The organism is Chryseobacterium sp. CFS2 (assembly GCF_036543225.1).
GTDB classification, from domain to species: domain Bacteria; phylum Bacteroidota; class Bacteroidia; order Flavobacteriales; family Weeksellaceae; genus Chryseobacterium; species Chryseobacterium culicis_A.
In genome coordinates this window covers 285,537-312,325 of the sequence record NZ_JAZHQU010000004.1, presented here as the reverse complement: position 1 = coordinate 312,325, position 26,789 = coordinate 285,537, and the positions used below count along the sequence as shown (strand labels likewise).

Below are 26,789 nucleotides of genomic sequence, written 5' to 3'. Positions count from 1 at the left end.
ATGAAATTGAATCTTTGTCAAAAAAATAACAATGACAAAGCTTACTCAGTTTTTCCTTCCTTTTTGCACTCTATTCTTTAGCATACACCAGGCGCAACTCAAAAATACAGATTCCCTTTATAAAACCATTATGTCGAAAGACAGCCTGTTTTTTTCAGCAGGCTACAATACCTGCAACATAAAAAAAATGGAAAATCTGTTAAGCGATACGTTTGAATTTTATCACGATAAAGGCGGTTTTGAAAACCGGAAGAAATTCATCATTGATTTTAAAAACGGATTATGCAAATCTCCCGAAACGTATCAGCTAAAAAGAGTTCTGGTGGAGAAAAGTACTGAAATTTATCCCATGTATAAAGATGGAAAAATATATGCTGCTATTCAGAATGGAGATCATCTGTTCTACGAAAACACCGGAAATCACGTTGAAAAATTAGTTGGAGAAGCAAAGTTTACCCACCTCTGGATGCTGGAAAATGATGAATGGAAACTTAAAAATTCATTGAGTTTTAATCACCATCCGAAGCAGACTACAGATAGTGAAACCCTATTTGATAACGATCGTTCCATGGAAAGCTGGCTGAAAGAAAATAATATTCCTGCGCTGGGGTTAGGAATTATTGAAGGAGGAAAACTTCAGCAGGCAAAAGTTTTTGGAGATTATAAAAAAGGAATGCCAGCTCCCCGCAATGCCTATTTTAATGTAGCATCTCTTACCAAACCTGTCACAGCAATGGTCACTTTACGTCTGATAAGTTCAGGACAATGGAAACTGGACGAACCCTTAGATACTTATTGGACAGATCCTGATATTGCCAGCGATCCGAGGCATAAAAAACTCACCACCAGAATGATCCTGACCCATCAGACCGGTTTTCCCAACTGGAGATGGATGAATACAGATAAAAAACTGAATTTTCAATTTGATCCCGGTACAAAATACCAATACTCAGGAGAAGGTTTTGAATACCTTCGGAAAGTATTAGAAAAGAAGTTTGGGAAATCGCTGGAAAAGCTTGCCGGAGAATTGATTTTTAAACCTCTCAAAATGATTGATACAAGCTATATCTGGGATCAAAGCATGGATGCATCAAGATTTGTAACAGGATACAATGAAAAAGGAGAAGCTTACCCCATAGAAAAAATTAAAATGGCTAATGCTGCCGATGATCTCCATACTACGGTAGAAGATTACGGGAATTTTATGGTCAGTGTCATGAAAAAGAAAAATCTGAAGCCAGAGGTTTTTCAGGAAATGATCAAAAAACAGGTAAAAACAAAAGAGAACAAGTATTTCGGATTAGGTTTTGAAATATATGACCTTGGAAATGGGGATTATGCATTGGCTCACGGCGGGACGGATCATGGCACCCATTGTATTGCTATTGTAGTGCCTAATTCAGGTAAAGGAATTGTGATATTTACCAATGTTGATGACGGTTACAAAATATATGAAAAACTGGTTGTCCACTATCTGGGAGAACAGGGAAAGAAGATTGTGGACATAGAAACCAGATAACTGCTCCTACAATGAAAATCTTTGTATATTTAGAGTATCAATCTGAAAATAAATACAATAGATAAATATTTGTTTCCGGAATGCAATACTATGAACAGAAAAAAAACGAAAGCTATGTGGCAATATTATTTTATCCTTGGAGCAGGAGTGATTCTGTTTGTTGCAGCATTGCTGAGCCTCAAAAGCACACTCTTATTCTTAAAGAAAGCCGAAAAGGCAACGGCAACCGTTACCTCACTTCGGGAATTTGAATCGGATGGAGTAGTCTTCAGCCCTCTCTTTACCTTCCGTACCCAAAATAATATTGAATATACCTATGAACTGCCTGAAGGAACCAATCCTTCAGCGTGGTCGGTAGGGGAAACGGAGACGGTTATCTATGATCCGGATGATCCTTCTTCGGTAGAATTATATACGTATTTCAGAATTTTTGCCTGGCCATTAATCCTGATCTCAATAGCACTGCCATTATTGGTGGTAGGAGCCGGATATTTTATCGCAGCTCAGTTTTTAAAATAACCGTAAATCTGCATTTCATTCATCTTAAGTGGTCTTGTAGTAATTCAGTTTTTATAAAGTAGGTTTTACGGAAGCAAATGCTCTTACCGGAAACGTTCCTGCGCCCTTGAATTTGGGTGGAGCAGCAGTAAAGGTAAACCCTTTTTCAGGAAGTTGATCCAGATGGCAAAGATGCTCCACTATTAATATTTCGGCGCCTAAAAGAATGGTATGTACGGGTCGGCTTCTGCCTGTTGTATCATCGATATTATGAGAGTCAATTCCAACAAGCTTTACCTGGCAGTCTTTAAGATATTCCGCTGCACTTTGTGTAAGATAAGGATGATTTTCATAATACATTTCGGTATTCCAGTGGATATCCCATCCGGTATGAATAAGGATGGCTTTATTTCTGATATCCAGATTTCTAAAATATTGTTCTGTAATCTCTAGGGTCTCTGAATAAGGAATCCGGATAACGATTGCCTCTAATTCAGCCAGCTTTTCCAGTTCCGTTTCAGCAGTGTCTTTTCCGTTTTCAAACCTATGGAAAGGACAATCAATATAGGTTCCTGTGTTGGTAACCATTTCAATCTTACCAATTTGAAACTCCGTACCTTCCTCGTACAATTTTTGAGATGCTGTCCTGCTCAGGTAATCACAGATGTGAGGCGCCGGAAGTCCTTTATAAGTAATAAGACCATCTTCAATGGCATGGCTCAGATCAATCAGCTGTTCTGCAGCGGGGACTTTTTTTACGGCCTTTCTTTTATGAGGTTCAGTAATGATCTTTTTATTCAGAATATTCACTTTGCCAGCCATAAGAAGCCTGAGGTCATCAACAATATAATCAATCAGTTCCTGGTCTGTAATAAAGTCTCCTGTAATATCAAGCCTGAATTCTTCTCCTTTAAGGCTTCCTCCGTTAGTAAAATATACTTCAAAATCAAATTGTACTCTTTTGTCCATTATTAAAATATTTAAGACAAAAGTGAAGAAAATCAGATCATATCTGCTTGATTTAAATCAATTGGTCGTATTTTTTTACTTCTGATCCTGCTTAATGTTTCAGGACTCATCCCAAGATAGGAAGCAATATGGAAAAGCGGAATTCTGCTTTCTGAATAAGGAAACTGTTCAAGAAAATACAGATACCGTTCATAAGAGTCATGAAGCAGGAAAGAACTTTCACGACGGCATTTTTTGATAAATTCTTTGGTAAGGATTTCATTCATGAGCTGATGCCACTTCGGTTCCTTTAAAAGACGGTCTAATAATGATTTTGGAATGATGATAATTTCAGATTCTTCCAGAGTATAAAAATTGAGGCGAGTCTTTTCACCAGTCAGAAAACTTGTCAGGGCTGTAAAGAAATCATTTTCAAAGAAAAATTCGGTATTGATTTCACGGTGATCTTTTATATAAAAACTTCTGATAATTCCTTTTTGAAGAAAAAAAAGATGATCAGCGGTTGAACTTTCTTTGATGACGGAGCTGTTGCTGTTTACCTCCAGAATTTTCACTTCGGCCAGGATCATTTGTTTCTCCTGCTCAGTAAGATCAAACAAAGGATATATTGCCGTTTCGAAGAAAGGAGTAAGATCATGCATAGCGCTGAAGTTTTTAACTGTAAACAAAACTACAGATTATAGAATAAAAAAAGGGATACATAAAAGCATCCCTGTTATATTGTTATTTTACTTTTTCCAGAAGATATAATTTAGCTCCGGAAAAACCTAATTTCGGCATCAGATTGCCTTCCAGAACCATAGTTTTATTAGTAACATCAATAACTGAAATATAGTTGTTGGAATTGTATTCTATATAATTTTCCTTTTCTTTCGTTGATGGATTTTTTCCAAATTCCATAGAATATTTCACCCAATCCTCATCCTGCGTACTGCAATGTACCGGTTTGAATTTAGATTTTTTAGCCTTGAAAACAATCTGGTCAAAACCTTCCGTACATTCTGAGGTAAATGAGCCGTCAGGATTCTGATCTTTCGAAAAGTCTTCAAAAGAACCACGGTATACACCTACTACTTTCCAGGTGCCATCCACGCGGTCTTCGTCTATTTTTCCTTTCGCTTTGCTTACCGCCCAGCTGATTCCGTTTACGGTTCCTTTTACCGCTTTATAGCTTAAGCTTACCGCTCCGGATACTACTTTTGTAGCCGTTCTTACCACACATGAATGGAGAACAAATACAACCGAAGCCAGCAATATTATTTTCTTCATTTTGTCAAATTTTGTCAATTTTTTTCAGATACGAAGATAGGGTTTTTGGAAAAACTGATGGATTTCAAAAGACTTTTCCTGCTGTTTTTTTTATAAAAATGAGATATATTCCTGATTCAAGCTATCCGGATCATCAATGGAAATTTAGTTTCCATCAAAATAATGGGTAAGATCAGATATACTTTTGATATGAAGCTCTTCAGCCTGCTTTCTCCGCATCATCAGAGCATAAGCATTGTTAAACCCAAGTGGTTTCAGCCATTGAATTCCATATTGTTTTTCAAACTCGGTATTCACATATTCATAGGTTGCAGCGGGACTTTTGGACACATTGCTGATGGTCTCTGTGGAAGGTTTTAAAAGCACCAGAAGCCCTGTTCCCGTATATTCAGGATAGAAATCTATGGCATCATTCATTAAGGCATCAAAACATATTTTTGTTCCTCCTAAACCTGTTTTAGTTTCCACTTTATAATCTGTGTATCCTTCAATAAGCAGGGTATATATTTCTGCGAGAATATATTGTTCCCCAAAGATTTTTGAACCAATTCTCACAGTTCCGGAATTTCTTTTTCCTGGGCTTTTATACAGATTATTTCTGATCAGAAATTCCTTTGCAATCTTTTCCGGGGTTTGATGGAGATGATCAGCTCTGTAATTCAGATCCGTCATGATAGAATCATTGAACTTTCCAGCCAGTAGGTTTAAGGTGTTTTCCAATTCCGGAAATTTTTTCAGAGTCTTGGTCTTGATGATGGGAGCAGCATAATAAGGCGGAAATATTTTTTTATCATCATTCAGGACATACAGATCATACGCTTTGATTCTTCCGTCTGTAGAATATCCGCTGATCAGATCCAGTTCATTCTCATAAGCAGCCTTATACATTATCGCATCACTTACCACAAGGGGATTCACATTCAGTCCATATACCGAACGAAGCCCGATATCACCATCCTGTCTTCCCATAAATTCCGGTGTAAAACCAGCCTTAATCGTCCGGTGTGACACAAAAGTCAGAAGATATCCTATTCCCAGAATAATAAAGATAACAGGAAGAATATATTTCAGCTTTTGAAAGAACCGGTAACCTGATTTCTGGATCATGGCAATAACCTGGTCCAGAAAAACAGCTAATAATGCTGCCGGAATGGCTCCGGCAAGAATCATATTCGTATTGTTGAGTGAAATTCCTCCAAAGATAAACTCTCCCAAACCACCTGCTGCCACAAATGATGCCAGAGTAGCCACTCCTACATTAATTACAGCAGCGGTCCTGATACCGGCAATGATAACCGGCATGGCCAAAGGAAGTTTAACCTTAAAAAGAAGTTGGTTTCTGTTCATTCCCATAGCCTTGGCTGCCTCAATGACTGCCGGATCTACACCCATAATTCCAGTGTAGGTATTCCGGATAATGGGAAGAAGAGCATAGATCAATAAAGCAGCAATGGCTGGCTTCGGACCAATCCCGAAAACAGGAATCATAAATCCAAGCAAGGCAATACTCGGAATGGTCTGTAAAATACCTGCGGTACCCAGCACCGGGCTGGAAAGTTTCTTTTTTCTTGAAATCAGGATACCTAATGGCACTCCAACAATGATGGCCAGAAGCAAAGACAAAAAGGTAAGCCCAAGATGCTGAATGATCTGGGTAGTAAGCTTTTCGTGCTGTTCCGCAATAAATTGCCAAAGACTCTGTTGCTGTGTCATACCATCTGTGATTTTCTATACTGATTAAACGCTCTGATCACTTGTTCATATACTTCAGCGTTTTGATGATCGGAACTCAACTGCTGTAAAATATCCCACACACTTGTACTGCCCGTACCATTTGGTCTGTGGTATACATTTTCTGGTGTAAGAAAAGGACTGATGTGGTGTAATGATGTTACTTTATACTCTAATAAAAGACGGTTTTTGGCAAAAAAATCACGCACAAAGTCATTTTCAGGGTGGTAAAGCATTTCTCCGGGAGTACCGGTCTGTATAATTTTTCCCTGATCCATCAGGCATATCCGGTGGCCCAGCTCAAAGGCCTCCTGTACATCATGGGTAACCAATATGATAGTTTTACTTTTAAGTTCTTCCAGCGATTTAAATTCCGAATGAATGTCAGCCTTAGTAATGGTATCAAGCGCTCCAAAAGGTTCGTCCATCAGCAAAACGGGATTATCTGCAATCAATGCTCTTGCAATACCCACACGCTGCTGTTGTCCGCCGCTCAACTCGTGGGGAAATCGGGAAAGTATCTCTTCGGAAAGGTGGAGTTTGGCCAAAAGCTCATCCGTTTTTCTTTCTGTCTTCTTTTTGTCCCATTTCAACAGCTCAGGAACCACCGCAATATTCTGCTGAATGGTATAATGGGGAAATAACCCCGAATGCTGCATGACAAAACCAATTCCCATTCTCAGTTCCTCAGCTTTCTGATCACGGATATTTTTGCCATCTATAAAAATATTTCCGGAATCTGCTTCTATGAGACGGTTGATCATCTTAAGTGTGGTTGTTTTCCCGCACCCGCTGGTTCCCAAAAGAACAAGGATTTCCTGATCAAATGCCTGAAAAGAAATTTGATCTACTGCTTTTTTTCCGTTAAAACTTTTTGAAATTGATTCTACTGTGATCATCGGTAAAAAATTACTGGGCAAGTCTGATTCCTGTGAACTGCCATTTTAAATTAGGCTGAAAAAAATTGCGGTAGGTATTTCTGCTGTGTCCCGGAGGTGTGGCTTCCGAAGCTCCTCTTAAAACCATTTGATTGATCATGAACTTTCCGTTATATTCACCTACTGCTCCTGCTTCTTTCTTAAAATGAGGGTAGGGCAGATAAGCAGAATTCGTCCATTCCCAGCGTGTTCCCCAGTCAAAATAAATGGAAGCCGTTTCCCATTCTTCCTCGGTGGGCAGACGCATTCCTTTCCAGGAAGCAAAAGCAGAGGCTTCATAGAAATTAACGTGGCACAATGGAGCATCAGGGTTTATTTCCTGCAATCCGTTGAGGGTATAATACATCCATTTGTTTTCGATATAATGCCAGTACAGTGGAGATTTTGCAGCATTCTGTTTCACCCAGTCCCATCCTTCAGCATGCCAGTATCTGAAATCTTCATATCCGCCTGCTTTCATAAATTCTAAATATTCACTATTGGTGACGAGACGGTTGGCAATTTTAAAGTCTGGAAGATATACTTTATGCCTTCCTAATTCATTATCAAAGCAAAACCCTTCTCCTTTAAATCCAATTTCATAGATGCCTTCAGAAAACCTTAACATTTCCAGATCTCCGGGGTTCTTTTGTCCGGATTTTTCTTTTGTATAAGCAGGGAAAAGCGGATTATGTCCTAAAATATATTTAATGTCAGTAACTAATAGCTCCTGGTGCTGCTGCTCATGGTTAAGCCCCAGTTCCAAAAGAGGTTCAAGAGCTTCTGTCAGAAATGAGCTTTGAAGAAAAACCTCCATATGCTCATCTACATATTTTCTGTATTGATACACCTCTGAAACAGAAGGACGGCTGAGATTTCCACGGTCGGTCCGGATCACCCGTGCCCCGATAGTTTCATAGTAGCTGTTGAAAACAAAATTATATTGGGGATCAAAAACCTTGTAATCCGGGAAATGTGGGGTAAGAATGAAGGTTTCAAAAAACCAGGTGGTATGACCAAGATGCCATTTCGGGGGGCTTACATCTACAATCGGCTGTACTACATAATCTTCGATTTCCAGCGGAGCACAGATTTCTTCAGAACGTCTGCGGATGTCCTTATACTTTTTAGTAAAATCTTTTGTGGTGATCTCTGGTGTCATGTCTTTTAGTTTTTAATGATTGATGTTCAATGAAAGAAGTCTATTTTATTTCACTTTTACATAGGCGTGATGTGTATCCTCTTTTTTTATTTGACCTGCCAGACTGAATCTACAAACCATTTTTTAGAATCGTTGATAGTTCCTGCGATGGCAAATCCTGATTGTTGGGCTAAATCCATGATTTTTTCAGAAGAAAATTTTTGCGAAATCTCCATATCAATCCATTCGTTTTCTTCAAAAGAAATCCTTGTATTGTCAATAGTCACTTCCTGGCTGATAAGGCTTATCAGAAAACTTCTGCAGGCTCCGCTAACCGGATCATAGGTCTGGTAATGCTGAAATTGTTTCAGATCAAAATTACCGCCCAGTTCATTGTTGATGCGGGTAAGAAGATTAAGGTTAAAAGAAGCGGTAATTCCTTCTTTGTCATTATAAGCTTCCAGAATAATGTGTGGATTTTTCATTAAGTCAAATCCTATCAATACACGATCTTTCGGAGATAAATTTTTATTCAGATGCAGACAGAAACCTTCAGCCTCTTCCAGAGTCATATTCCCGATATTACTTCCTAAAAATAGAACAACTTTTCTCCTGTCCGATAAGGAAGCTGCTTTTTGAAGCATTTCAAAATAATCTCCTTCCAGACAGGTTATTTTGATTTCCGGAAACTGGCTGCTCAGTTTTTGATGAAGTATGGAAAGAATATTTCCTGAGATATCAATCGGCATATAAGTAAAGTTAATCCCTTTCCGGATCAGCTGTTCAAGTAAATAGGTGGATTTCATGGCGTCACCTGCACCCAATTCAATCAGATCAAAAGGTTCGTCTCCGGGAATAAGCAGATCAATAAGTTCATCTGTTTTATTTTTGAAAATATCCAGCTCACAACGGGTCAGATAATAGGAAGGCATGGCCATGATTTTCTGAAAAAGATGATCGCCGATCTTATCGTAAAAATATTTTGAAGATAATTTTTTAGGAGTATTGCTAAGGCCGTTCAAAATATCTGAACGGAATTGATCAACAGCATTCTTTGCAGTCTTAGATTGCGGGTCTAACTGTACATTCATAAGTCTTATTTTGTGTGATTTGTAGATTATTGCAATTATCCTGCCTTTACAACATGAATTCTTTGAATATATCTAATTAAATATAAACAATTTTACTTTTAATAGAATGATTATCATGATGTTTTTACCAGATGTGGTACTTTTTTATCCATCAGGAATCCTTTCTTTTGAAAATAAAACCAATGAAGAAGAGCAGGGAAGCTGTCTGGTTTACCGTCCGAAAATCAGTTTTCGCCGTTCAATATGACCTGTTCAACATATTTACCCTTATTTTAAGCGATGCTTTACCCTAATTTTACCCTCATAAAACATCACTATTATGAATACTACATTGAACTTCAGTAAAAAAGTACAGGCCATTTTATCCTTGGTCATTTTTATAGGAATGGGATTATTATCTCTTAAAGCACAGACTTACACGAATGGCGACAAAGATCTTGAAAACACTGCTGTAAGAGCTGCTTTCCAGAATACAAAGAAAATCAGAGCCGGGCTGCTGGATGTAGGCTATGCAGAAGTAGGGCCTGAAAACGGAAAACCTGTGATCCTTCTTCACGGATGGCCTTATGATATCCATAGTTTTGAACAGTCTTCGGCTATTCTTGCTGAAAAAGGGTACCGCGTTTTAGTGCCTTACTTAAGAGGCTACGGAACCACTACCTTTGTGTCTCCGGATACCAAACGCAACGGCCAGCAGAGCGCAGTTGCACTGGATATCATTGCTTTTATGGATGCCCTGAAAATTGATAAAGCCATCATTGGCGGTTTCGACTGGGGAGCCAGAACTGCTGATATCATGGCAGCCCTGTGGCCTGAACGCTGTTCCGGACTGGTAGCTGTAAGCGGATATTTAATAGGAAGCCCAAAAGCAAATGAAAAGCCTTTACCTCCAAATGCTGAACTTTTATGGTGGTATCAGTATTATTTCTCCACAGAAAGAGGGTATAAAGGATATAAAGCCAACACTACGGCATTTAATAAACTGATATGGAAAACCGCTTCACCAAAATGGGCTTTTGATGATACTACTTATGAACGCTCTGCCCAGGCATTCAATAACCCTGATCATGTTGATATTGTGATTCACAATTACCGCTGGCGTCTGGGATTAGCGAAAGGTGAAAAACAATATGATGCACTTGAAGCCAGACTGGCAAAATCTCCTTCTATCAAAGTTCCAACTGTTACCCTGGAAGGTGATGCCAACGGAGCTGCGTTTCCTGCACCGGAAAGTTATGCCTCCAGATTTACAGGCAAATATGCACACCATACTCTAACAGGCGGAATTGGCCACAATCTACCACAGGAAGCTCCGAAAGCATTTGCAGAGGCTATCATAGAAGTAGATTCCATGTCATCATCCCAATAAAAAATTACAGAATTTCAAGAATAGCAACCCTTTTATTGGTCAGCTGATATGAATTTTCGTTCGTATTCTCAATAAAATAAAACCACTACTCAATAGCAGTGGTTTTTTAATTTTATCTGATTGTTAATTATTCTTCAGGGTTTTCCTGGATCTTCAGTTTATTGACCAGAGGGTTTGCATACATCGCCAGGAAATACTCCTTAGAAACAGGATCTGACGGATCAATACGCATTTCAAGTCTGCGGGCAAATAACTGTTTTTCCTGTTCCGTATATTCGGAAGCATAGGTATGAGTGTTGTGAAGCAGGTCGTAAGCGATATACTTGGTAGGCCAAAGCTTATAATTGCTGATGATAGAACGGTCAATTACCTGTGCAATAGCCTGCAGTTGTTTATTTTTATTGTCAATGGTAGCTGCAATTTCATCCAGTTCTCTATCTAATACCTCACCTGCGTGGATATGGATGCGTTTCTTTTGCCCCAGAATTCCGCTGATGATATTGGTAAAATCTTCATTTTTCCCTTTAATGTATTCCTCATCTCTGTGCTGTGCCAGCAGCTGAGGCATCTTTAACGAATCTGTGGGATCATATTCATAGGAAATAGAAACCGGAACGATCTTTAATGTTTTAAAATAATCTGTCAGAGACTGGTCTCCGGAAGCCATGGCAAGCATTTTCAAAACTCCCTGCTGGGTGGAATCGTTACCGTTTTTGGTACGGCCTTCACGCTGTGCAATCCATACAGAACGGTTTTCCTGAGACAGCTGTTCTTTAATATACTCAGACATGGTTTGTGAACTTGTTAGCTGCTCACGAAGTGGCAGACCTCTTTGTACCAGAAAATTTCGGTTCAGTTTAGCCAGTACATTTAAGAACTTTTTGCGAACAAGATTATCACCGATTGCTGAAGCTGTCATCACATAACCGCCTTCCAGCAATACGAGATTAAGCAATGAAGTATCCAGAACGATATCTCTGTGGTTCGAGATGAAAAGGTAAGGGGTATTCTTATCCAGCTTATCAAAGCCTGAAGTCGTTAAGCCGTCAGAACTTTTTGCAAGGATTTGGCGAACGGCATAGGCTACAAACTGATGTTGAAAATCACTGATAGAATGAATATTCTTAAACTGTTCCAGCCAAACCTGCTCATCCGTATCAGGAAAAGTGAAATTCATGAAGGCTTTCATCATCGGATCACGGGCTATACTCTGTAATCTCTCATTTACTTCCTGATCATTGAAATACCGGATTTCATCAAACTTAGACATGCGGTTGGGTAAAAATTAAAACTTTTTGCAAAAGAACGAAAATTTATTGGGGCATGGGGTATAATGGGTGTTAAAGTATTATGAAGGGCGTAGGAGTTCAGAGAAATTACCTATAGAAGTTGATCAAGTTTTATCATTTGCCATTATGAATAGGTGCGTAACCTTGTCATTCCGTAGGAATCTATACTGCCACTTTGATCTGCAGGAGAAATTTGAGAGAAATAAGCTTGGTTTGTTGTAGTGATAAAACATTCATCTGGTTTTAGCCCAAACTTCAGTAGATTGTTTAGATTCCTACGGAATGACAACTATGTGGGTAGGGAAGTGTATTGTTAGAATTGTAAATGTTGAATAATTAACTAATACAGATTATATACATGATGTCTTTGTCATTCCGTAGGAATCTAGCCAAAGTTATTATATAAAGAATGTTTTATTGTAGGAAATTGGTTTCCTGTGGAATGACAATATTAGTATTTTGATATAAAATGGTTTATGTTAACGCCAATTTTCAAACAAGTAATTCAAAAATTCTAGATTAGGATTGATTGTCCTTATAAGTTCAAGTTTTTTAATTCTTGACCAGTTTTTAATTTCTTTTTCTCTTTCAATGGCATAATGAATCCAGTCATATTTCTCATAATAAATCAAAAATTCAAGATTATATCTTGCCGTGAAGCTACTGCGATTTTGCTTTGTTTTGTGTTGATACAATCTTCTGTGGAGGTTTTCTGTAACCCCTGTATAAAGTACTTTTCTATTTTTATTAGTAAGAATATAGATATAGTAGGTGTATCTTTCTTTTGGAAATTCAATCATTTGTGTGTTTATTTTTCAAAAGTTACAAAAAATATATTTTCGATTCTTGTCAGTCCGTAGGAATCCAGACACTTTGATCTACATTAGGAATTTAGAGGAATAAGCTTGGTTTGTTGTAATGATAAACATTCATCTGGTTTTAGCCCAAACATCAATAGATTGTTGAGATTCCTACGGAATGACAAGCTATGTGGGTAGGGAAGTGTATTGTTGAATTGTACATATTGAATAATTAATTAATACAGATTATATACATGGTGCCTTTGTCATTCCGTAGGAATCTAGCCTACCACTTAGATTTGTAGTAAGAATTTGAGAGAAATAAGCTTGGTTTGTTGTAATGATAAAACATTCATCATATTTTAGCCCAAACTTCAGTAAATTGTTGAGATTCCTACGGAATGACAAGCTGTGTGGGCAAGGTAAGTGCATTGTTAGAATTGTACATATTGAATAATTAATTAATACGGATCCTACCTGCGTCTTTGTCATTCCGTAGGAATCTAGACTGCCACTTTGATCTGCAGTAGAAATTTGAGAGAAATAAGCTTGGTTTGTTGTAGTGATAAAAGCATTCCCTTGCTGGCGCGAGCGTCCCGCTCGTGTCCATAAACAAAATTATTAAGTTTGTATATAAATATTCTAAGAATTCAATTACAGACTGAAGCAAAGCTGTGTATCATCCAAAGTTTAAAAGTAGTAAAACTTATAGTATATAAACAACCCTTACATTCTTGCAAGGGTTGTTATTTATTCTACTGTGGACACGAGCGAGACGCTCGCGCCAGCGGGGGCCACACAAAAGGATTCATGTGGCAATTTGAATTTTGCTACTAAAATAAAACTCTTAAATAGCTGATTTTCTATTAATATCAAATATATCAATATCTTTTTCCTGAAATATATCTTCTAATGCAGATGTACCATTTTCCATTTTATATTCGAGTTCTTTATCAGAAATAGGAATACACAAAAGCCAATGTACTGTTTTCGTTTCAAGTTTTAGTGGTTGTAATTTTTCCTCCCATAAAAATGGTGATGTAAACATAATATGTTTCATTTCAGAAGTCTCAAAGTACATTTCAACAATTCTCATAAATACTGAACCTGGTTGGCATTCCCACCCATTATTAGTAATATAAAATCCTGCTGTGGATAGAATATTTGACAACATTTTGAATTCTCTGTATCCACCAATTAAAAGCTCTATTGGAATGTCTTTAAAGCTATTATTATTCATTTCAATTTTATTGGGGTGATCAGATACTCCTATCGTACCACAAATTTTTATTCTAGGATAAAGAGGATCATCACAGGTGAAAATATCGATAAAATTCTTTTTTTCTTTGTCATAATGACGATCAATTATTTTATTAATACCAACAATATTTGTAATATAGTTAGAAAGTTTTTTGTTTTCTTCAGAAGCTTGTTGAGACATAATTTTTTTTTTAAATGTAATTATATTTTATATTAATCCCTTCTGAAATCATTAGGATTGAAAAGCAACCAATCATATTAATTTTATTTTTTTTCATATTTATGACTTCTATTCGCTGATTTTGATTCTGGTTGATAATTTTTAGGGTTTTTATATTCTTTTAAAAACTCTTCCTTTGTTATCTTTCCACTCATATATTTTTCATGTAATGTCCTATATTCTTGTCCTGGTAGGTGTCCCATATCCCATGATCTGGGTTTTATTGCCTTATCCCAAGTTAACTCTTCACCTGTATTTGGATCATGAACTTTACCATCTTTTTTTGCAGATTCCCAAACTTCATCTACCTGACCTTTTCCATAAGATGGACGGCTTTTACTGTAAGGTTTTTTTGCTACTTTTGCTTCTACTTTCGCTGCAGCTTTTGCTTCTGCCTTTGCTTCTGCTTTTAATACTGAGGCTGCCGCTTTAACTTCTACTTTTGCCTGTGGAACAAGATTTAATGCTAATAATTTACCAGCTTGAGTTCTATCAGCAGGATCACCATCCAAATCACGACCGGTAGCTAATGTATAAAGTTCTTCAACCGGGGTCACCAATTTTATAACAGCCATGAAAGCTGCACTATTGGCCTCCTGATTCTCTTTCTCTGCCCTCCATTGGACACCACCTTTTTGTCGCATGAGTTCCCTGAAACGGAAATCTTCACCTTCTAAGCCCTCAAGCTCAACATTATCAACAACTCTATTCTCTGAGAAATTATAATGCGACTGATAAGCATACTTTTCACTCAGCGGATCTACATTAAAGAACCTTCCCATTGCAGCATCATAGTTTCTCCATCGGTAAGAACTCCACTTGGTATCCATCTGGTTTTCCTGTCCCTGAGAAGAGTATCTGTACGATGGATTTACTGTACTGGTCGTATTGAGATCTCCGCCAAACTCTAACCCAAAAGGATAATATTGGGTGGTTCTGTCTACTTTAACGTTTCCGGAAGCATCCTTATAATACGCAACTCTGATGTTTCCTTGATGATCTGTATAGTTGTAAATATACAGATTTTTAACAAAGTCATAATACCCTTCTGAGGTAGGAACAAAGCTTAATATATCATCAGTATATTGAAATCCATCCAGATAATCGGTTTTGCTGATGGTTTCAAGCTGTCCTCTTCCTAGTCCATAGGTGTAGATCTTTCTTAATTTAGTTCCCTGAGCATTATATAGGTATTTTGTGTTAACATTAAATGTATTGTTCCCATCATGAGTATTGTATAATTTATTAAACTTTATGTAATTGGGAAGATTAAGGTAATTATAGTCTATCTGCAACATTCCTCTATCTTCATGGCTGATCATATTGCCATTACTGTCATACGGAATTACAGTTGATATAGAAGCCGGATAGCCCCCATAATTACTTGAAGCATCACTTACTGTGTTAACCCTGTTCCCAGTGTAAGTATAAGTAAGATCATCCAGCAGCTGTGCTCCAAAATTTTGTAGCAACCTGTTTCTTCTAAGACTTTGGATATTCCCGTTGAGATCATAGGTAAGTGCTTCATTATAATAATTGTTCTGTGGAACGGTGGCATTGGGTTCAGAATAAATTCCGTTTTTTAAGCGATCTAATCCATCATACTGATAATTATACCTTCTGAATGTTCCGGTATCTGCACTTGACCAGTCTATTTCTGCAATATTCCCATTGTATTTCCCTGTAGACACCGTAGAATACGCGGGATTATGGTATTTCAGCTCATAGGCAAAGAGCTTTCCGTTCAGGTTGGCAGGATCATTCACTTTCGTAATCCATCCACGGATATTGTAGGTTTGATCTATCGACTGTAAAGGAATACCTGTGGTATTTCCTGTTTTTTTATTGATAAGCTGTCCAAGATCGTTGTAGGTATTTTCTGCCAGCAATTCTTCTGTTTGGCTGTTCACCTTGTGATAGTGTTTCAGCAGTCTTTTCTGGTCATCATATACAAACCTTTCCTGGATGGTAACCTCAGCATCGGAAGGCCCTTTTTTGTGATAGGTATAGCTTTCATCCAAAGCCCCGGAAAAATCAAGCCTGAATTCCTTTTTCGTATATCCACCCAGGTGATTCCAACTTTTCTCTGCTACTTTTTCCCCTTTGGTGTTATAATAGAAATAGGTTTTGGTCCAGTTATCATCCTCAATATTTTTTACATAAGATGCTGTGGGCAGCCCTTGGGTAATGGCTCCTCCGTTCAGAGCTTTGTCTTCATTAATTATATATTGATCGAGAATTTTTGCAGGTGGAAACTCTTTAGTATCCCTTGGATAAGAGTCGTAGTAATTAACCGTTAAAAGTGTCGTAAAGCCGGATAGGAAATTATTGGTGTAATAGACGATGAAGCCATTTTTATCAAATCCATTCGCTGTCTGGTTTTCACTGACCACCTGAGAAGCAAGCTGGCTTTGCATGGCTGCTCTTTCTCCACCTGCCATAAGTCCGGTATAGACAACACGGCCAAAAGCATCATACTTGGTCAACAGCCATTGCCCTTTATTTTTCAGGTTGACATCCTGGGTAAGCACCGGACGGTCAGAAGCATCATATACTACAGATTCCCAATCATCCCTTCCCGGCAGTCTTTTTTCCACCTGCCTGTACTGGCCGTCGTAGCGGTATTGGTAGCAGAGGCTGTTTAGAATATCAGTGGTAACCACATTGTTATTTTGCTCAATCTTTTTTACTGCTAAAGCAGGAATGACGAATGCCCTTTGCCCGTATTCATTGTAGACATAGTAGGTGTCAATATTTTGGGTTCCATCTGTTCTGCGTACAAGAACAGTCTCACCACGTCCATTTTGAAACTCAATAACAGGTGTTCCGTCTTCATCAGTAACCGTACTTTTGTATAATGTCCCTGCAGCATAAAACTCACTGCCTGGTACTATGGATACAGATGAAATGGTTTTATGATCTGCTCCAGATGTAGCCGTGGTTGTACTCGTGATAAATTTCTTTACCTCTGAGCCAAGGTTCACTTCATAGGTAAGCTTTTGTGTATGTCCACTTGCCATTTTCCAGGGGTCACCAGGCTGAGCCACTTGCTTTAGCCTGTCTAAGGGAGAATTCTCCATCTCCTTTTCCGTATAGGCATTGGCTGTTCCGTAGTAAGAATTAGCCGCAGTTTCATTGGTAATCCCGGTATGGATGGCTGAATTGAGGCTACTAGCCGGAACTGGAAGAATATCCTTTACCTGCCTTCCGAAGGCATCATAAGTAATGGGAGTTACCAGGTCTTTTCCTGTTGTGGTCGCTTTTACGCTGACAATCTGCTTGGGTCTTCCCAATCCATCGAAATAGGTAACGGTCTCTGTTTTCTTACTGCAGTCACCACTCAGGCAGGTTTTGGACTGTATATAGTTTTCTGTGGTACTTTGTGCGTAGGTCAACATCGCTGTAAACAGCAGACCTAAGAGTTGTATTTTTTTCATTTGGTTTACGGCTTATATTTATACTTAAATTCTTTCACCATTTTATAGCTATAGGTTCCGGTATTATCTCTTTCCCTTACCTGAACCTGTTTCAGTCGGCTGGAATTATCATAGATATAGAGTTCTCTTTTTCCTGACGGCGGGGTTATGGTGGTTACCCCTACCAAAGGATCATAGGTATATTTGGTGGTCATTCCCACAGGCTGAAAGGCATCAAGAGCCAGTAATAACTCAGCTTCTTTGGTGGGATCTGCTGCATCTTCATTGGATTTCGTTACGATAGTATTTATCATTCCTTCGATTTGACTATAGGTAGAGCCTACAACTTTGGCAATTGGTTTGGTCTTGTTATAACCCCAGACAATACTTACCGGAGTACCGTCTTTCTCCCTGTACTGGAGAATGTTTCCCTTTTCATCATATTTTTCATAGGTAACCTCCTTTGAGGAAATAGCGGGGCTTAATGCATCATAAGAATATTCAGCTAATGGAAGCATTAAATTTCCCGTAGTTGCATGGGGCAAAGCGGTAGGATAAACCGTTTCTTCACGGGAGATCACTTTGGTGATATTATTTGCCGTTTGCTGTGTTTGGCTTTCTAAAGGGATGCCCACCATATTTTTATCAATCATCAGCTGGTTGTTTTTTTCATGGGCGTACTGATAGGTCTTTTCTGTTGTAGACAAATCCGGAAATATGGTTTTCTGCGAAGTTATCTGGGTATGTTTAGGATTATTATAGAAATACTGGGTTTCCGTTTTCATGGCATTTCCGTTGAGATAATCTGTTGTTTTCTGGGACTTCAGATACTCAAAACGCGAAATGTTTTTATACTGCATAATATCAAGATTGTCCAGTTGATCAGCAAACGCAATGACTTCTCCAACACTTTTCCCATAACAAATATCTTTATACGTGATAGTTTGGTTATTTGCCCCTATGGCATGGCAGTTTTTATTTCCATCTGTAGTTGTATAGAAATGAGAATGGTTGGCACTGCAGTAGGTGTAATCATAGGTTCTCGCAACATCCTCTGCCGTGCAGGTTCTTGTTACATTTTGTGTTACCGGATGATCATAATTTTTTCTGATCGAAAAACCATCTACCTGATACTTGCGGTTGTTATCCTCTTCATAGTTCATTTCTACAGTCCGAACCAGGTTATTTCCGCTGTCCAGATATTGGGTCAGTTTCTCTTTTCCGTTATTCCAGCCTAAATTGGTCAGGACAGAGTTTCTGATGTTTTTTCCATATAGCACTTTACCGAAATCATCAGCGTCTGTGGAATAATGGTGGATGATATTTGATTTTCCTTCAACAATCTCCTGAACGGTCTTGTAGAAAACATTGGGATGAGTAGCGAAGAGTTGATTGATATTCGTTGACGTTATGGTGTAGTACGGAAACCGCTCTACGCCTGTAGGGACATTCCCACCATTATTGCCCGGATTAGGTGTCGTATTGCAGGTCATTGTATAATCCAACTGCTCTTCAAACTCTGGAGTTCTCAGTACAATCGCTTCCGTGGTCTGTTCACCAAGATCATGGTAAACGAACTTTCTGGTTGTAGCGACTCCGTTTTCTGTGGTATCTACAATTTTAGCAATTCTTAACCCTCCAATGGGCTCTTCTTTGTCTCCTCTTACTTCCAGTGCTTCCGTATAAGTTGCTGATGCCTCCGCCTGTACGCATACAAAAAGGGTACTGAGCGACAGGGTAAGCATTTCGTTTTTGGGAATCATGGCATAATAGGCATAAGGTGCTGGAAGGGTAAGGGAAGTGGTTGGACTTGTCAGCATACCGCTTTGTGTTTTTTGATAAAGGGTGACACTTTGCCCATTCGCCCGTTTAAGCTGGGCAACAGCACGGTGTTTACCCGGAACTTCCCATTGGGCATCGCAGGCATCACTATTGAACCATGCTCCTCCGCCTATGGTAATTTCTTCATCTTTTACAGACATAAATGTAGTGGAGTTCGTTCCCTGCGGGCCACTGCTTCCTTTCTGTGCTCCAATCTGAACTCCATTCTTCTTTTCAGGGATAAGGACTACACCCTTTTCCACCACTGTATTGTTTTCGTAGAAAAATTCTGAAAAGCCTTTAGTGGGATACGTAATTTTTTGCAGTATTCCGATAGAGGTTTTAAAAGGGACAACACCTCTTGCAGAAGATTGATAACCGCTCCAACTCATAATTTTGGGGATATAGGGAATCAGATTAGAGTTACTTTCAATTCCATTGAAATATCCCCAATCATCCCTGCCAAATGAAAGCCTGGGTGGGAACTGGTCGGGCTGGTTATACTGAAAACTGTACGAACTGCCCGATATATTGTCAGAAACAGAATTCAGAAACAATCGGTTATTAGCGGTGAGGGTATAGTTTAAAGTAACATCATTGATCATGCTGTTATTCACTTTTTTGGTGATCTTTTGTAATCGTTTGTAGTCCGAACTTCCTCCCGACTGAAAGTAATCAAATATAATTTCGCCCTGAGAAGGATTATTGCTGTAGATTCTTTTAATCTGCTTGCCATTAACCGTCTGGTTGTGGCTGATCAATTCGCTGACTTGAGGATACCTTATAAATGTGGGGTTTCCACAGGAAGAAAACATTGGCCCACTGTTGGGACTGGTATAGGATAAAGTCTGAGACTGGCTCATGGTAGCTGTATATCCACCCTCTACATTTTCGATAAATACAATTTCTCCGCTGGAAGTATCTTCAATTTTTGTCAGATACCAGGCTGTTGTAGAAATGCTGATCAAAGAATGTCCCGCACCTGAGGTGCGGTTGGAGGTAGATTCTTTATCCGTAAAATAATACTTGATACCATCATCCGTGGTAATGGTAAATGAATCCCCACCGCTTTTTCCTTCAATGATGATGTCTTTTTGAGAATAGATGACAGGAATTCCCTTCTTGTCAAAAATAAACTTGATTTGCATTCCCCCGAAACTGGCCATATATAAATCCTGTTCCGTGTCTACGTTATCATTAGAAGCATCCTGAAAAAATTGCATGGCTAAAGGATTATTAGCCCCTATATCATCAAAATTGGTGGGTATAGAGACATTCGTGAGATTGCTTTCATCCGGAAGATCGCGAATGATTCGGGTGATTACGCCTCCGGAAGTAAGCGTCCAGCCCAATCCTGTAGAGCCATTCATATCGTCTACTTTTATCCCATTGGAAAAATAATTAAGTCTGATGGGAATGTTGATATTTTCAGTGGCAAAGGATGTTATAGGGATGTCTACATTGGCGTTCCCTGTAAAAAGGCTTACCGGAAGGTTTCCAAATGCTCCCAGTTTATAGGACTCCGAAGAAGGAGGAATGATATTAGGAAGTGTTGATTGCTTGCTGCCCGTAGTTTGTGCTAATGCAGTCCCAAGGGATAAACAGAAAAATAAACTGCTTATATTTTTTTTCATGATTGTGTTTTTATTGTTATTTTTTAATTAGCTTGGCATTCGCCGTTTTGTTGGTATCAGTTTTTATTGTTACCAGATAGGCTCCCTGAACCAAAGCCTGGGTATTGATTTTCGTTACTCTGTTCTTGGTTTTTATACTTTGAAGTTGTCTTCCACTCATATCATACAATAAAATATCAGCCTCGTTAAAATCGAAGCCAATTTCTACGTAAGCATAGTCTGAAACAGGGTTTGGATAAATTTTGATGTCGTATTTTTCAATGAGCTGATCCACTTGTTGATCACCCAGTTTTACAATCTTCCAGTTTTCTTTCCCCAGTTCTTCTGCACTGGTTCCGGCCAGAATAATAGAGCCATCCCGATTCAACTTTAAGTCAGAAAGTCTTTCCTCTTTTTGTCTCGATTCTCCACTCACATGTTTTCTCCATTCTTCGTTCCCTAACTGGTCAATGTACAGTAGCCAAAATGTTTCATCATCCTTTTCTATTCTTCCTTCTGCCTGAGTATACCCTCCCAGCAATATTCCTTTGGTAAAGTCCTGATTCTTGGTTCTTGCATCCTGGCTCTGAATCACACTCATTCCCATCAGCACATCACGGTTGCCAAAGTTGTAGGCTTTCTGCCATTGCTCTTCGCCCCTGTCGTTCAGCGCGATCAGCCAGAGATCTGTTCCTTCTTCCAGGCCTACCGTTTTATTCCCTGATCTTTCTGATCTGGATTCACCCCCAATGACAAAGCCATTTGAAGTCAACGCCAGGGTTCTGATATGATCATCTGCTTTCCCTCCAAAGTTCTTTTCCCATTCTATTTTTCCATTTTTGTCGAGTTTGACAATCCAATAGTCGCCTTCACCGAAGCTGTCGCTTTGCTTTGAGGTTGCAGATAACAGGTTATGGGTTGCAGGTCTGTCAGACGGAATATTAGTGTTGGTCGTTGATTGCTGATTATTTGTCTTAACAGATGAGCTTCTTGAATAAATTCCGAGTAATGCTCCGCCGTCACGGGTTGGAATCATTTTTTCTACCTCATCTAACCCTTTTCCCCCTAGAATTAATTGGGATAATTCTTTTCCGTCTTTGTCCAATCTTGTTATTAAGACATCTTTTGAACCATATCCTTTCATTTTGGAGTCCTGGGCGGAGATGAAGGATCCGGCTATAAAAAATCCTAAATCTGTGGTTTGAATCACTGCTCTGGCTTCTTCATCGGAAGAACTTCCCAGAGTTTTCTGCCATAATTCGTCGCCAAATTCATTGATTCTGATCAGCCAGATATCCGAGCCTCCTTTGGAATCTTCTTTTTTATCCAGTCCTTTTCCTGAATACGATGTTCCGGCTAATAAAAATCCGCCATCCTGGGTGGTGACGGTTGCGGATAAATAATCATGGTTGAATCCTGAGAAATATTTCTCCCAGACTTCCTGTCCCTGCTGGTTCAGTTTTACCAGGTGAAAATCGTAACCGTTGTTCTGTTTACTTCCAGCCTCCAGCTTCCCGCTTCCTGACTGTATAGAACTTCCGGTGATCAGATACTGCTGATCGATGGTGGTAGTGACCTGGCTGAGAAAATTCTGAGTGGAGGATTTGAGGTCTTTCTGCCACACTACTTCCTGAGCGGATATGCTCAGAATTGTGCATAAGGTGAATGCACTGAGATAATTTTTTGTCATAAGCTTGTGTTATTTACATGTCAAAATTATTATTAATGCATGGAATAAATCATCCGTAAAAACCCCATATTTCAATGATGGTTTTTTATGATATGCTATTTTACCCCGATAGAATGTGCCTTTTCATATGTTTTGTTTCTATATTAAATTATCTTAATGTATCATATTGTAATTTATGTGCATAAAATTGAGCTTCAATGTGTATACATTAAACTGATTTTGAGTATTTTAAAAGGTGTTGAAGAATATCCGCCGAATGGATGTAACTGACTAAAAAAATTATAGTTATTGCTTTTTACCCCTAATGGGCCGATGGTAAAAATCTGACCTATTTGTATGAATGTTACTTTGGTATATGCAAAAATATTCTCGTGAAGCAATAGCATGTCTTGTATTATTTAAAGACATCTGCTTTTTTATGACTATTAAATTTTTAAAAGAGAAATTATTGGAAGCAGCCATACTATTACACCTCTTCGTCCTCTGCTTACAGAAATAAAAGAATTTTTAATAAAAATGACCTTTAAAAACGGCTTTACCCTCTTCACAAGTCCCTCCAGCCACTTCAATAAGCCTCCGGAGGGACTTCCGAACGGTCTCCACCCCCTTCATGAAGGGGCTATACCCCCTTGGGTAAGGGGGTAGACGGACTTGGATAAGGGGCTCCAGGGACTTCTGAAGAGGCTCCAGACCGTTATATAAGGGGCTCGGGACGGTTGCTATACTGTCTGGAGAGGGTTGGGAAGAGGGTAGAGGCGGTAAAATGCTATTGTAAAAAGTCATTTCACTATCCATACAGCTTCATCAGTAGCGCAGCTACTCTTCTTTGCTTCCTCAAATCATCCATTATAGCTAATAGAACTTTGCGTTTTAAAAAAAATCTAATCAGAAATTTGTTTGAAACGCAAAGTCGCAAAGTTTTTTAGGCTTACTATATTTTTAAGACGCAAGAACATTTCGGCTTCGCTCAATGCGAGGTTTTCAACCAGGAAATTACAGTAAAGTATCAAAAATTTTATCGGAGATAAAATCCTTGCGCCTTAAAAAGCATCCTTATGATAAGAGCTTGCGCCTTTGCGATTTCCAACCATTTTTAGCAACTCTTAAAATCTGTGAGTGAGGATAATGTGTAGTATTTATTTTGTTTGAAACGCAAAGGCGCAAAGTTTTTAAGCTTACTGCATTTTTAAGGCGCAAGAACATTTCGACTTCGCTCAATGCAAGGTTTTCAACCAGGAAATTATAATAAACTATCAGAAATTTTATCGGAGATAAAATCCTTGCGCCTTAAAAGCATCCTTATGATAATAGCTTGCGCCTTTGCGATTTCCAACCATTTTTAGTACATCTTAAAATCTATGAGTGAGGATAATGTGTGCTATTTATTTTGTTTGAAACGCAAAGTCGCAAAGTTTTTTAGGCTTACTGTATTTTTAGGACGCAAGAACATTTCGACTTCGCTCAATGTGAGGTTTTCAACCAGGAAATTATAGTAAAGTATCAGAAATTTTATCGGAGATAAAATCCTTGCGCCTTAAAAAGCATCCTTATGATAATAGCTTGCGCCTTTGCGATTTCCAACCATTTTTAGCAACTCTTAAAATCTGTAAGGGAGTATAATATGTAGTATTTATTTTATTTGAAACGCAAAGGCGCAAAGTTTTTAGGCTTACTATATTTTTAAGGCGCAAAAACATTTCGACTTTGATCAATGTGAGATTTCCAACCAAAAAATCGGCAGATGAATAATCACAAAAAAAGCACGTTTTCACGTGCTCATGTGGAGAGAAGATGTATTTGCTTTAGTACTATTGACTAAGAGGGAGTATTAGGATCTGTGGAAGATGGAGGAGTTTGAATTTGCTGAGGAGTTTGTGTGGTTACAAAAAACTGTCTCATATCATCATAAATGACATTGGTTCCCGGTACATTCTCTTCAGAAAGGAATCTGATATTCCTGTAAAAGCTGATCGAGTTGTGATAATTGTCGTGATCCAGCAATACTTTGGTATCTGAAAGCTGTTCTGCTAAGGAATCCATCTGCTGCAGTCTTTGTTCAATCTGTTCTCTGGCGGTATAATCTTTGTCGAATTCTGCTTTATCCAGGAAGGGAGGAACATATTGCGTATACTGTTCCATGTAGATTTTGGCTTTATTCACGAAGAGTTTGTTCTGTTCTGCAATTCTTCCGTATTGCTGTCTCTGATCCGGAGTAAGATTGATGGTTTTTCCTGTAAGTACAGACTGAATGTCCTGAATCGCTTTGTCAATGGTTTCCAAATCTGTTTTTGAAAAGCTTACACTGATTAAATTGTCTAGTGCCATAATATTGTGTTTTTTTGGTTGTTTGTTGAATCAAATATAGCGAGTGCAGGGCATAGAAAAATAGGGTCTTGTAAGATTTTCAGAGCGTGTTCATCAGAAAATGAAAACGGGATAATGGGGTTTGTTTTTTCTGGGTTTTTAAAGAAAAAAAGAGGGTGTTAAAACGGAAATGGCGAAATAGGATAGGAGACCCGTTTCACAGGATCATCATGAAGAACAGAGATTGTAATTAAGCTGTTTTTTAAGCACCGTTTTTATAAATATTTTTCTATATTTAAACCTCATAAATGTTGAATTATCATGGAACATAAAATACATCAGGGACGCAATGTAAAACGATTCAGAGAAATGCTGGGCATCAAGCAGGAAGCATTGGCTCTTGACCTTGGGGACGACTGGAACCAGAAGAAAATTTCTCTGCTGGAACAGAAAGAAATTATTGAAGACCCTTTACTGAAAAGAATTTCTGAAGTATTGAAAATTCCGGTGGAAGCGTTTCAGAATTTTGATGAGGAGCAGGCGGTGAATATTATTTCTAATACGTTTGGTGATAACGCTTGTGTTGGAAACCCAAATTCAACGTTCAACTTCAGTCCAATTGATGAAATAAAGAAGTTACATGAAGAAAAGATGGAACTTTATGAAAGGATGCTTAAGGAGAAGGATGAGATGATGGAGAGGTTGGAGAAGTTGATTGAGAAGGGATAACTTAAGATAAATAAAAAGGTTCAGCATTTGCTGAACCTTTTTTTAGTTAAAATTTTCGTATTTATTATCAATACCATTTTTATAGTCGCTTTTCAATAACAAATGTTATTACAATATGTTTATAAGTTTTATGATATTCATATTTAAAGAAATCCCTTTTGGTAGTTGTTTAGAATTAGGTTTATTAAAAAAAAACGTTAAATTAGGCATTTAAAATAATGTAAATGATAGCTAAGCCATTTTTAAAATGGGCAGGAGGTAAAAGAAAGCTTCTCAAAGAGATAAGTAATTTACTCCCGGATAACATTGATAGTTCAACAATTTATATTGAGCCCTTCGTAGGTGGAGGGTCTGTTTTATTTTGGATACTTTCTAATTATAAAAATATTGGAAAAGTAATAATAAATGATATTAATAATGATTTAATGAATACTTATAGGGTTGTTGCAAATAATCCTAAAGAACTAATTGAGATTCTAAAGACGTTTCAGAATGAATATTATTTATTAGATGAAGCAGAAGAAAGAAAAAAATATTATTACAATAAAAGAAATCTTTTTAACTTAAGAAATCAAGAAAATACTTTGCATGCTGCGTTATTTATTTTTTTGAATAGAACATGTTTTAATGGCTTGTATAGGGTAAATAAAAAAAATGAATTTAATGTTCCGATAGGAAGTTACATTAAGCCATTAATATGTGATGAGACTAATATAAATGAAGCTAGTAAAGCATTACGAAATGTCATTATCTTAAATGGTGATTATTATGATACAATAAGATACATAAATAACAATAAAAATTGTCTTTTTTATTTGGATCCCCCTTATAAACCATTAAGCAAGACAGCTAATTTCAATAAATATTCAAACTTTATTTTTGATGATTCTGAGCAAGAAAGATTAAAGGGTTTTTGTGACTTATTAAGCGAAAAAAAGATAAATTGGATACTTAGTAATTCTGATTTAAAAAATTACAATAAGGACAATATTTTTTTTGACCTACTTTATAAAGAGTTTAAAATTAATAGGGTAAGTGCTAGTAGAGTAATTAATAATAATTCTAAAGATAAAATAATAAAAGAACTTTTAATAACCAATGAAATTACTGAACAACATAAAGTTTTTATACAGTAAAGTTAGA

Annotated in this window: 20 protein-coding genes; 6 read left to right on the top strand and 14 right to left on the bottom strand. The window is 37.9% G+C overall.

The features are described 5' to 3' along the window. Positions 1-31 precede the first annotated feature (31 nt). Entirely contained in the window at positions 32-1,519 is a 1,488-nt protein-coding gene (locus tag ODR02_RS11250) for a serine hydrolase (RefSeq protein ID WP_309512513.1), read from the top strand. A 90-nt stretch (positions 1,520-1,609) separates the two neighbouring features. Next, complete coding sequence (locus ODR02_RS11245; protein ID WP_309512512.1) at positions 1,610-2,038, top strand: DUF3592 domain-containing protein; 429 nt, start codon at positions 1,610-1,612, stop codon at positions 2,036-2,038. Positions 2,039-2,089: 51 nt separating this feature from the next. Here ODR02_RS11245 and ODR02_RS11240 read toward each other — a convergent pair whose 3' ends face one another. From ODR02_RS11240 to ODR02_RS11210, 7 genes are all read right to left on the bottom strand, one after another. Next, positions 2,090-2,986 (bottom strand): cyclase family protein, encoded by an 897-nt coding sequence (locus ODR02_RS11240; RefSeq protein WP_309512511.1) that lies wholly within the window; start codon positions 2,984-2,986, stop codon positions 2,090-2,092. Positions 2,987-3,018: 32 nt separating this feature from the next. Next, positions 3,019-3,627, bottom strand: coding sequence for a Crp/Fnr family transcriptional regulator (locus ODR02_RS11235; RefSeq protein ID WP_309512510.1), 609 nt, complete (start codon positions 3,625-3,627; stop codon positions 3,019-3,021). Between the two features lie 82 nt (positions 3,628-3,709). Further along, positions 3,710-4,255 (bottom strand): hypothetical protein, encoded by a 546-nt coding sequence (locus tag ODR02_RS11230; RefSeq protein ID WP_309512509.1) that lies wholly within the window; start codon positions 4,253-4,255, stop codon positions 3,710-3,712. A 144-nt stretch (positions 4,256-4,399) separates the two neighbouring features. Continuing rightward, positions 4,400-5,968: an ABC transporter permease/substrate-binding protein gene (locus tag ODR02_RS11225; protein WP_309512508.1), complete on the bottom strand. Its 1,569-nt coding sequence runs from the start codon at positions 5,966-5,968 to the stop codon at positions 4,400-4,402. Further along, a complete protein-coding gene (locus ODR02_RS11220; RefSeq protein WP_209788686.1) occupies positions 5,965-6,885 on the bottom strand; it encodes an ABC transporter ATP-binding protein in 921 nt (306 codons plus the stop codon). Before ODR02_RS11220 ends, ODR02_RS11225 begins: the two co-directional genes overlap by 4 nt. Positions 6,886-6,895: 10 nt before the next feature. After that, on the bottom strand, positions 6,896-8,065 hold the full coding sequence (gene egtB, locus ODR02_RS11215; protein ID WP_309512507.1) for an ergothioneine biosynthesis protein EgtB: 1,170 nt from the start codon (positions 8,063-8,065) through the stop codon (positions 6,896-6,898). A gap of 86 nt (positions 8,066-8,151) precedes the next feature. Further along, on the bottom strand, positions 8,152-9,135 hold the full coding sequence (locus tag ODR02_RS11210) for an L-histidine N(alpha)-methyltransferase (RefSeq protein ID WP_309512506.1): 984 nt from the start codon (positions 9,133-9,135) through the stop codon (positions 8,152-8,154). A gap of 115 nt (positions 9,136-9,250) precedes the next feature. On the opposite strand from ODR02_RS11210, the gene ODR02_RS11205 reads away from it, so the two are divergent. Next, entirely contained in the window at positions 9,251-9,382 is a 132-nt protein-coding gene (locus ODR02_RS11205) for a hypothetical protein (RefSeq protein WP_309512505.1), read from the top strand. A gap of 72 nt (positions 9,383-9,454) precedes the next feature. Then, on the top strand, positions 9,455-10,504 hold the full coding sequence (locus ODR02_RS11200; protein ID WP_309512504.1) for an alpha/beta fold hydrolase: 1,050 nt from the start codon (positions 9,455-9,457) through the stop codon (positions 10,502-10,504). Positions 10,505-10,631: 127 nt separating this feature from the next. Here ODR02_RS11200 and ODR02_RS11195 read toward each other — a convergent pair whose 3' ends face one another. The 7 genes from ODR02_RS11195 to ODR02_RS11165 form a co-directional block, all read right to left on the bottom strand. Further along, positions 10,632-11,774: a 1-acyl-sn-glycerol-3-phosphate acyltransferase gene (locus tag ODR02_RS11195; RefSeq protein ID WP_309512503.1), complete on the bottom strand. Its 1,143-nt coding sequence runs from the start codon at positions 11,772-11,774 to the stop codon at positions 10,632-10,634. 498 nt (positions 11,775-12,272) lie between these two features. Continuing rightward, positions 12,273-12,593, bottom strand: coding sequence for a GIY-YIG nuclease family protein (locus tag ODR02_RS11190; RefSeq protein ID WP_309512502.1), 321 nt, complete (start codon positions 12,591-12,593; stop codon positions 12,273-12,275). A gap of 847 nt (positions 12,594-13,440) precedes the next feature. After that, positions 13,441-14,034 (bottom strand): suppressor of fused domain protein, encoded by a 594-nt coding sequence (locus tag ODR02_RS11185; RefSeq protein WP_309512501.1) that lies wholly within the window; start codon positions 14,032-14,034, stop codon positions 13,441-13,443. 83 nt (positions 14,035-14,117) lie between these two features. Then, entirely contained in the window at positions 14,118-17,510 is a 3,393-nt protein-coding gene (locus ODR02_RS11180; RefSeq protein ID WP_309512500.1) for a DUF6443 domain-containing protein, read from the bottom strand. Between the two features lie 5 nt (positions 17,511-17,515). Continuing rightward, on the bottom strand, positions 17,516-20,944 hold the full coding sequence (locus ODR02_RS11175; RefSeq protein ID WP_309512499.1) for a hypothetical protein: 3,429 nt from the start codon (positions 20,942-20,944) through the stop codon (positions 17,516-17,518). A 16-nt stretch (positions 20,945-20,960) separates the two neighbouring features. Next, entirely contained in the window at positions 20,961-22,613 is a 1,653-nt protein-coding gene (locus ODR02_RS11170; RefSeq protein ID WP_309512498.1) for a T9SS type A sorting domain-containing protein, read from the bottom strand. A 1,815-nt stretch (positions 22,614-24,428) separates the two neighbouring features. Next, positions 24,429-24,938, bottom strand: coding sequence for a hypothetical protein (locus ODR02_RS11165; RefSeq protein ID WP_309512497.1), 510 nt, complete (start codon positions 24,936-24,938; stop codon positions 24,429-24,431). A gap of 300 nt (positions 24,939-25,238) precedes the next feature. On the opposite strand from ODR02_RS11165, the gene ODR02_RS11160 reads away from it, so the two are divergent. Together ODR02_RS11160 and ODR02_RS11155 are read left to right on the top strand one after the other, a co-directional pair. After that, a complete protein-coding gene (locus ODR02_RS11160; protein ID WP_309512496.1) occupies positions 25,239-25,646 on the top strand; it encodes a helix-turn-helix domain-containing protein in 408 nt (135 codons plus the stop codon). A 224-nt stretch (positions 25,647-25,870) separates the two neighbouring features. Then, positions 25,871-26,782 carry a DNA adenine methylase gene (locus tag ODR02_RS11155; RefSeq protein ID WP_309512495.1) on the top strand — a complete coding sequence of 304 codons (912 nt, stop codon included), beginning with the start codon at positions 25,871-25,873 and terminating at the stop codon, positions 26,780-26,782. Positions 26,783-26,789: the final 7 nt, after the last annotated feature.